Genomic DNA, 8305 nt, shown 5'->3' with positions numbered 1-8305 from the left:
TCGTCGAACCCGTCCGTCGCCCAGCCGATGAGGTCCTGCACCTGCCCGGGAAAGTGCTCGGCGTCCAGCCGCGCGCGGCCGTAGGCGAGAGCCAGCGTGGCGCGCGCATCGCCGCCGGGGGCGCGGCCCACGCCCAGGTCGATGCGGCCCGGATAGAGCGCCTCGAGCATGCGGAAGTTTTCCGCCACCTGCAGGGGCGAGTAGTGCGACAGCATCACCCCGCCCGATCCCACGCGCATGGTGCTGGTTTCGGCCGCCACGCGCGCGATCAGCACCGCGGGCGACGAGCCCGCGAACGAGTTGGTGCTGTGGTGCTCGGCAAGCCAGTACCGCCCGTACCCCAGCCGCTCGGCGGTCCGCGCCAGTTCCAGCGTTTCGCGCAGCGCATCCGCCGCCGTTCCGCCCGTCCGCACCGGCGACTGGTCCACCACGCCCAGCTTCAGCTTCGCCATCCGTGCCCTTTGCGCCTGACTCCGTCCTTCGACCGGGGACGATACTAATCGCCCGCCCGCTGCGGCGCGATGGCGGACGCCGATGTGCCGAGCCCCCGGCGGAAGCTGCGCCGGGGGCTCGTGACGTTCAGGGAAGGTGCGCGGGTTCGTCGGGCGCGCTCGCGCGTGCGCGGCGGATGTTCTCGCGGTAGATGGCGTCGCGCTCGGCCTCGCGGCGGCGGAAGAAGTTCCAGACCCGCCAGGCGCCGTAGAGGACGATGGCGAGGGGAATCAGCAGCCCCGTGGCCGCGATGAGCCCGGCGATCAGCCCCACGAAGTTGCGCCACGCGATCCCGAACGCGTCGCGGATGGGCCGCTCGCCGCGCGGGGTTCCGATCACAGCGTTGGGCTCGTGCAGCGTGATGGTGAGGGTGCTGATGGAGGCGCGGGTGCGCAGGTAGCGAAGGCGTCCCTCGTAGCGCTCGATCTCTTCGCGGACGCGCGCCACCTCGCGCTCCAGGTTCAGGATCTCTTCCAGCCTCCCCGTGCGCCGGTCCAGCAGGTCCAGCAGCCGCGCCTCCAGCCGGCGCGCGTTCGCCACGCGGGCGGTGACGTCGGCGTACTCCTCGCCCACGTCCTGCGCCGTCACGTTCACGTTCTGCACCTTGCCGATCGGCTGAAGCCCGGTGAGCGCGGCGTCGAAGTTCTGGCTGGGCACGCGCAGCTCGATGCTGGCGTGCCGCTCCTGGTCCGTTCCGCCGCTGATGCTGGTATTGCCGATGATCCCCCCTACCCGTGCCGCCAGCGCGCGCACCTGCGCGATGCCTTGGTCCAGCGAGTCCACCTGCACGTTCGCCGTTCCCGTGCGGATGATCATGGGGTCCAGCGACACGGAGCCCGGCGCAACCGGGATGCTGGGGTCCACCCGTGTGCCGGTGGTCGTGGGGGTGACGGCGGGGTCGGTCAGCACCTGGACCTCGCCGACCTGCTCGCCGTTCCCGCGGGCGCGATCGGGCGCGGCCTGCGGCACTCCGCTCTCCACGCCGCGGCTGAGCGCGACGTCGGCAGACGATGCGGCGCCTTGCGCCGGCGCACTCTCCTCCAGGCTGATGAGGTCGGCGCTCCCGGTCCGGACGGCGGACTCGCTGTCGGCGCCGCCGCATGCGGCCAGGGCCAGGAGCAGGGGCAGCACCAGGTGTTTTCGATCGATCGTCATCGGCGGGCGGGGTTCGGGTGAGTCGCACCGGCTTCCGGGGAGCGCAGGGGGGCACGTGCCGTTCCTTGCGCCGCATTCATCTACACATTTTGCAAGTCCCCGTCTGACAACGGCTTGGGCGTCGGCGCCGCCCGATGGAAGGAGCGCGCGGGGCGTTCCGTTGCGTTCACTGAACGGCCCGCCGCCCGCCGTCTTCGTTCATTGAACGCGCGAGCGCCACGATCTTGAACGAACGCAGCAGGCGCGCGGGTTTGACGCCGCCTATCATCCATTCAAGATTGCCCGCTCCACCCACATCCCGAACTCGCCCATGACGATTCGCTTGTTGACTCTGGCCGCGCTGGCGGGCGCCGCCGCGTGCACGCCCAGCCCGAGCGTCGCCCCGTCACCCGCGCCGCGGATGCCCGCCGTGACGGTGCTGACCCCCGCCACGCCGGACGCCGCGGGGCTGGAGCGGACCCTTCCCGCCACGCTGGACTCGCTCGCACGCCGGGCGATCGCGGACACCGTGGCGCCGGCGGTCGCGATCGCCGTGGGCCGGCACGGGCGGCTGGTGCACCAGGCGGGATACGGCGCGGTGGACTGGGCGCCCGGGTCGGCGGCGGTGACGGACAGCACGCTCTTCGACCTGGCGTCCATCACCAAGGTGGTGGCCAGCACGACGGCGGCGATGATCCTGGAAGAGCAGGGGCTGCTGGACCTGGACCGTACGGTCGCCAGCTACCTGCCGGAACTCTCCGACACGGCCAAGGCGGGCATTACGATCCGCCACCTGCTGACGCACCGCGGCGGGCTTGAGGCGTTCGCGCCGCTGTACCGCCAGTTCCGCGGGCGCGAGCAGTACCTGGAGCAGATCAACCTGCGCCCGCTGAAGTCCGCGCCCGGTACGCAGACCGTGTACAGCGACTGGGACCTGATCCTCCTTCAGCTGGTGATGGAGCGCATCACCGGTCAGCCGCTGGACGCGTTCGTCCGCGAGCGCGTCTTCGCGCCGCTGGGGATGCGCGAGACGGGCTTTCTGCCGCGGGTGCCGCGCGACCGCATTGCCGCCACGGAGCGCGACAGCGCGCGCGGCGGGCTGATCTGGGGCGAGGTGCACGATCCCAACGCGTGGGCGATGGGGGGCGTGGCGGGGCACGCGGGATTGTTCGGGAGCGTGAGGGACCTGGCGGTGTTCGCGCAGATGCTGCTGAACGGCGGGGAGTACGGGGGGGTGCGCCTGCTGAAGCCGCAGACGATCGCCCGGTGGACGGCGCCGCAGGGCCCCGGCGCCAGCCGCGCGATCGGGTGGGACACGCCGGCGGGGCAGTCCAGCGCGGGACGGTTCTTTTCGGCGCGCAGCTTTGGGCACACGGGGTACACGGGAACGTCGATGTGGGTGGACCCCGAGCGCGGGCTGTTCGTGATCCTGCTGACCACGCGGGTGAACCCCACGAGCCAGAACCAGAAGCAGACGCCGCTGCGCCGCGCGGTGGCGGATGCGGTGCAGTCCGCCATCACCGACGCCCCGCTGGTGGACTGGGAGGCGCGCCGGGCGACGCCTGCGCCTGCGCCGTGACGGCGACGGGGCGGGGCGTGACGTGACGTGAAAGGAGAAAGCTGGACAGACGGGGCGGGGCGGCGCATACTCTGGCGCTTCGGAGGGTGAGCAAGGAGAGTAGTGCGTTTCGACGCAGTGCCGGCCGGGCCCTTGGTTCCCCCTCCCCCGGCCCCTCCCCCGCAAACTGCGCGGGAGAGGGGAGAACAGCTATGCGCTGGAGTGTGCCCATGGTTTGGAAGCAGCCTCGACGAATTTCGGACCCGATGAAAGCCGGGTCTCGCGGGCATCGCAAGCAGCCGACGGAAGCCGAGGCGACGCTCTGGGCGGCCGTTCGCCGGCAGCAGCTCGACGGAATCCAGATCCGCCGTCAGTATCCGATCGACCGGTTCATCCTCGATTTCTACTGCCCCAGCCGAAAGCTGTGCATCGAACTGGATGGCCCAATTCACGAGCGTCTGGCGGAATACGATCAGAACCGCACAGAGTGCTTGGCGCTCCACGGCATCCGTGTGATCCGCTTCCGCAACGAGGAAGTGCTGAGCAATCTCGACTCGGTGTTGCAGCGGATCCGAGGCTCACTCTCCCTCACCGAGTAGTCTTTTCTCCCCCTCTCCCGCGCAGTTTGCGGGGGAGGGGGCCGGGGGGAGGGGGAACCTCGTGCCATCCCCCCCACCGCGTGCTACTTTCCCCAACTCCAGGCCGGAACACGCTCCAGTGCCCATCCGCACGGGGCTGAACCCGCCCCGGGGGGCACGCTCCGTGCAGCCCTGGGCGGGCTCCGGCCATACCAAACCCGAGAACCGCTGAACCACGAGGCCGCATGGCGCAGTCCCGCGAGCGCGTCCCCGTTCGCATTCTGGAACACGACCAGATCGCATCCACCCTCGCCAGCCGCATCGCCCAGGTCATCCGCGCGAAGAACGCCGAAGGCAGGCCCGCCGTCCTGGGGCTGGCCACGGGCAGCACGCCCATCGGCATCTACCGCGAGCTGATCCGCATGCACCGCGACGAGGGGCTCGACTTTTCAAACGTCGTCAGCTTCAACCTCGACGAGTACTACCCGATGGAGCCGGACAGCATTCACAGCTATCACCGGTACATGTGGGAAAACCTGTTCGAGCACATCAACATCCCGCGCGAAAACGTCAACATCCCCCGCGGCGCGCTCCCCCGCGACCAGGTCGAGGAGCACTGCCGTGCGTACGAAGAGGCCATCGCCGCGCTGGGCGGCATCGACTTCCAGCTGCTGGGCATCGGCAAGACGGGGCACATCGGCTTCAACGAGCCCGGGTCCGGCGTGGAGTCGCGCACCCGGCTGATCGCGCTGGACACCGTCACCCGCCGCGACGCCGCCGCCGACTTCTTCGGCGAAGACAACGTGCCCACCGAGGCCATCACAATGGGCGTGGCCTCCATCCTGGAGGCGCGCGAGATCGCCCTGATCGCCACGGGCGAGCACAAGGCCATCATCATCCAGCGCGCCGTGGAGGGCGAACCCGACCCCGACATCGCCGCCACGTACCTGCAGAACCACCGCAACGCCACCTTCTACCTGGACCCGGCCGCCGCGGCCGAGCTCACGCGCGTCAAGACGCCGTGGGTGGTGGGCGAGGTGCGGTGGGACCGCGAGCTGGAGATCCGCGCCGTCATCTGGCTGAGCCAGGCCACCGGCAAGAGCATCCTGAAGCTGGACAACGACGACTACCGCGAGCACCACCTGTCGTCGCTGCTGGCGCGCTACCGCACCGCCGGGCCGCTGAACGGCGAGGTGTTCAACGCGCTGATCTCCAAGGTGCGCGGCAAGAGCAAGCTGCCGCAGGGCAAGCGCATCATCGTCTTCAGCCCGCACCCCGACGACGACGTCATCTCCATGGGCGGCATTCTCAACAAGCTGCACCACAACGAGAACGAGATCGTCGTCGCCTACCAGACCTCGGGGAACATCGCCGTCTTCGACCACGAGGTGCGGCGCTACATGGATTTCCTGCGCCGCTTCGGCCGCGACTTCGAGCTGGGCGACGGCGCGGTCGAGAACCTCACCGCGCGCATCGAGGACTTCCTGGACAGCAAGCACCCCGGGCAGGTGGACATCGACGAGGTGCTCAAGATCAAGCAGCGCATCCGCGAGGCCGAGGCGGTGTCGGGGATCGAGACCTTCGGCATGCGCCGCGAGCAGGCCTGCTTCCTGAACCTGCCCTTCTACCAGACGGGCAAGGTGCGCAAGGACGCCATTGGGCCGCGCGACGTGGCGATCACGCTCAAGCTGCTGGAAGAGGTGCAGCCGGAGCTGATCTTCGTGGCGGGCGACCTGTCGGACCCGCACGGCACCCACCGCATGTGCCTGGAGGCGGTGGAGCGCGCGCTGGAGCAGTACTCCGGCGAGGCGCCCGAGGTGTGGTACTACCGCGGGGCCTGGCAGGAGTGGCCCGTCAGCGAGGCCGACGTGCTGGTGCCGCTTTCGGAGGACGAGCTTCGCCACAAGATCCTGGCCATCTTCAAGCACCAGAGCCAGAAGGACCGTGCCCCCTTCCCCGGCCAGGACGACCGCGAGTTCTGGCAGCGCGTGGAGGAGCGCAACACCTCCACCGCGCGCATGGTCGACAGCCTGGGGCTCCCCGAGTACTACGCCATGGAGGCGTACGTCATCCGCAGGAACGGAAAGCCCGTGGAGATCGAGACCATCTCCACGAGCGCCCTGGGCGCGCCGCCCTCCATGCGGCGCGCCGCCGACCGGGCGCCGCGCCCGGCTCATCCGCCGGCGGGCGGCCAGCCGGCGCAGGCGGCGCAGCTGGATCTCGGCCAGGCCACCGGCTGACGGATGGACGATACCTTCTTCGCCGGCGTGGACGGCGGCGGCACCCGCACCACCCTGGTCCTGGCCGATGCCGCCGGCCGCGAGCTGGCCCGCGCCGAGGGACCGGCGGGGCTGGTGGACCCCCGCCATCCGGAGCGCAGCGCCGAGGTCATCGCCGGCCTGGTGCGCGAGGCGGTCGGCGGCCTGGGGCCGGACCGGGTGCCCGACGCCCTGTGCGCCGGGCTGGCCGGCGTGGGGAACGAGGCCGAGCGGGTGGCGGTCGAGGAGGCGTTGGCCGAGCTGGGCGTCGCGGGGCGGGTGCGCGTGGCCTCGGACGGCGAGATCGCGCTGGAGGGCGCCTTCGGCGGCGGCGCGGGGATCCTGCTGATCGCCGGGACGGGCTCCGTGGCCTACGGGCGCGCCGGGGACGGGCGGATGGAGCGGTGCGGCGGATGGGGGATGATCGTGGGCGACGAGGGGAGCGGGTACGCCCTGGGCCGCGAGGGGCTGAAGGCGGCGCTGCGGTCGGTGGATGGGCGCGAGCCGGCGACCCCGCTGCTGGACCGCTTTCTCGACACGCTGGGGCTGGAGCACGCGCGCGAGATTCCGCCCTGGGCGGGGCGCGTGGAAAAGGCCGACGTGGCGGCGCTCGCCCGCGAGGTGCTGGAGGCGGCGGAGCTGGGCGATGCCGTTTCGATGCGGGTGGTGCGGGCGCAGGCGACGGAGCTGGCCGGGCACGTGGGCGCGCTCGCCTCGCGCCTGGCGCCCTGGCCGGGCGAGGTGCCGGTCGTCTTTCACGGCGGCGTGCTGCAGAACCCACTGTTCGCCTCCCTCGTCGCTGGCCACCTGGGCGACGCCGGCCACCCCTGCCGGGTGCGCCCGCCCCAGGCCGACGCGGTGCACGGGGCCCTCGCCTACGCCCGCGCCCTCGTTCACGCCTGAGGCTGCGGGTCATCGAGGAAGGCCCCGCCGCGGAGCATCGCGGCGGGGCCTTTCCGATCCGTGCTCTCGTCTACCGGACCAGGCGCCCGGGGCCCATGCGCCCCCCATCGCGGCCGGCCCGGTACGCGGGGCCGCAGGCGGCGAACTCGAGCGTCACCGTTTCCCCCTGGCCCCCCGCGCCCGTGTCGGGCGCACGCTCCGCGTCGGGAAGAATGCCCATCAGCGTCGGGCGGTCGGAGCCCATGGTGTGGACCACGCAAAACCCCTCGGACCGGCGGATGAACACGGGTGACAGGTACATCGCGGCCACGTGGTCGATCCGGTCGGTAACGACGTACTCCGCGCCGGCCCGCCGCGCTTCGCGGATGAGGCTGTCGGGCTCGGGGCTGAACGGGTAGGTGCGGGATGGGTACCCCGAAAAGGCCCAGAACAGCGTGGGCTTCCGCGAGAGCACCACCGAGCCCTCCGGCAGCTTGCCGCGGGCTTGCACCGCCAGCGTGAAGAAGTCCTGCCACACGGGGAGCACGCAGGGGAAGGCGTGTCCCAGCCGGAACTCCGCGCGGCAGTACGATCCCGCCGACAGCTCCACCTTCTGCGCGGGAAGCGCCATCAGCATCACCACGGCGGTGGCCGCCACTCCCGCGGGGCGCGCCGCTCCCACCCGGCTTGCCCCCGCCTTCACGGTCTCGGCGGCGTACAGGAGCAGCAAGGGAAGCACCGGGAGGATGAACCGCTCGCCCGCCCACTCCGCGGGCCACACCATCACCAGCCCCAGGTACAGCGGAAGCAGGAACTCGGCGACGCCCGCCCGCGACACGCGCAGGGCCCATCCCGCCGCCGCGAAGCCGACGACCGTGACCCCGGCGGCGATCGCCAGGGCGGTGTTCCCGGCGCCGATCAGCAGGACGGGAATGTGCTCGCCCACGTACTCGCCGCTGTTCCTGACGATGCGCGCCAGCATCCCGCCGAAGGTCACGGTGCCGAGCGCCGGGCGGTAGGGATCGACGTACCACAGGAAGCTGGTATAGCCCGGCCCGCCCATCATCCGTCCGCGCACCCACCACGCGACGGCGAAGGGCAGCACGACGCCGGCCAGGAGCGCCAGGCCGCGCCAGTGCCGCTTCCAGGCGAGCCATCCACCGGCCGCCAGCACCAGGGGCAGCCCGGCGGACCGCGTGGCGTACGCGGCCACCGTGGCGGCGGCGGCGATGGCCAGGGGCCACAGGGCGCCGCCTTCCCCGGGCGTGACGGCATCGGCATCCGCCGGCCGCGCCCGCGAGAACGCCCACAGCGCCAGCATGGTGAACGCCCAGAAGGGCACGTCCGAAAGCTCCCGGTGGGCCGTGACCAGCACCCCCGGCCCCACCGCCAGCAGCAGCCCC

Annotated in this window: 7 protein-coding genes; 4 read left to right on the top strand and 3 right to left on the bottom strand. The window is 71.6% G+C overall.

Translation table 11 applies throughout. The features are described 5' to 3' along the window. Both VIB55_RS11870 and VIB55_RS11865 read right to left on the bottom strand, forming a co-directional pair. Positions 1-452 (bottom strand): MsnO8 family LLM class oxidoreductase (locus VIB55_RS11870; protein ID WP_331876859.1); only part of this gene is annotated, 452 nt, incomplete at its 3' end. Positions 453-579: 127 nt separating this feature from the next. Beyond that, complete coding sequence (locus VIB55_RS11865) at positions 580-1647, bottom strand: DUF4349 domain-containing protein (RefSeq protein ID WP_331876858.1); 1068 nt, start codon at positions 1645-1647, stop codon at positions 580-582. Between the two features lie 310 nt (positions 1648-1957). Here VIB55_RS11865 and VIB55_RS11860 point away from each other — a divergent pair, with 310 nt between their 5' ends. The 4 genes from VIB55_RS11860 (at position 1958) to VIB55_RS11845 (ending at position 6923) form a co-directional block, all read left to right on the top strand. After that, complete coding sequence (locus tag VIB55_RS11860; protein ID WP_331876857.1) at positions 1958-3205, top strand: serine hydrolase domain-containing protein; 1248 nt, start codon at positions 1958-1960, stop codon at positions 3203-3205. Positions 3206-3414: 209 nt separating this feature from the next. After that, positions 3415-3783, top strand: coding sequence for an endonuclease domain-containing protein (locus tag VIB55_RS11855; RefSeq protein ID WP_331876856.1), 369 nt, complete (start codon positions 3415-3417; stop codon positions 3781-3783). A 224-nt stretch (positions 3784-4007) separates the two neighbouring features. After that, a complete protein-coding gene (nagB, locus tag VIB55_RS11850; protein ID WP_331876855.1) occupies positions 4008-6002 on the top strand; it encodes a glucosamine-6-phosphate deaminase in 1995 nt (664 codons plus the stop codon). Positions 6003-6005: 3 nt separating this feature from the next. Then, a complete protein-coding gene (locus VIB55_RS11845; RefSeq protein WP_331876854.1) occupies positions 6006-6923 on the top strand; it encodes a BadF/BadG/BcrA/BcrD ATPase family protein in 918 nt (305 codons plus the stop codon). Positions 6924-6993: 70 nt separating this feature from the next. Here VIB55_RS11845 and VIB55_RS11840 read toward each other — a convergent pair. Continuing rightward, positions 6994-8305: hypothetical protein (locus VIB55_RS11840; protein ID WP_331876853.1), on the bottom strand; the 1312-nt coding region annotated here is incomplete at its 5' end.

It is taken from the genome of Longimicrobium sp., from assembly GCF_036554565.1.
In the GTDB taxonomy this organism is placed as follows: Bacteria; Gemmatimonadota; Gemmatimonadetes; order Longimicrobiales; family Longimicrobiaceae; genus Longimicrobium.
This window is presented reverse-complemented; position numbering and strand designations above follow the sequence as displayed.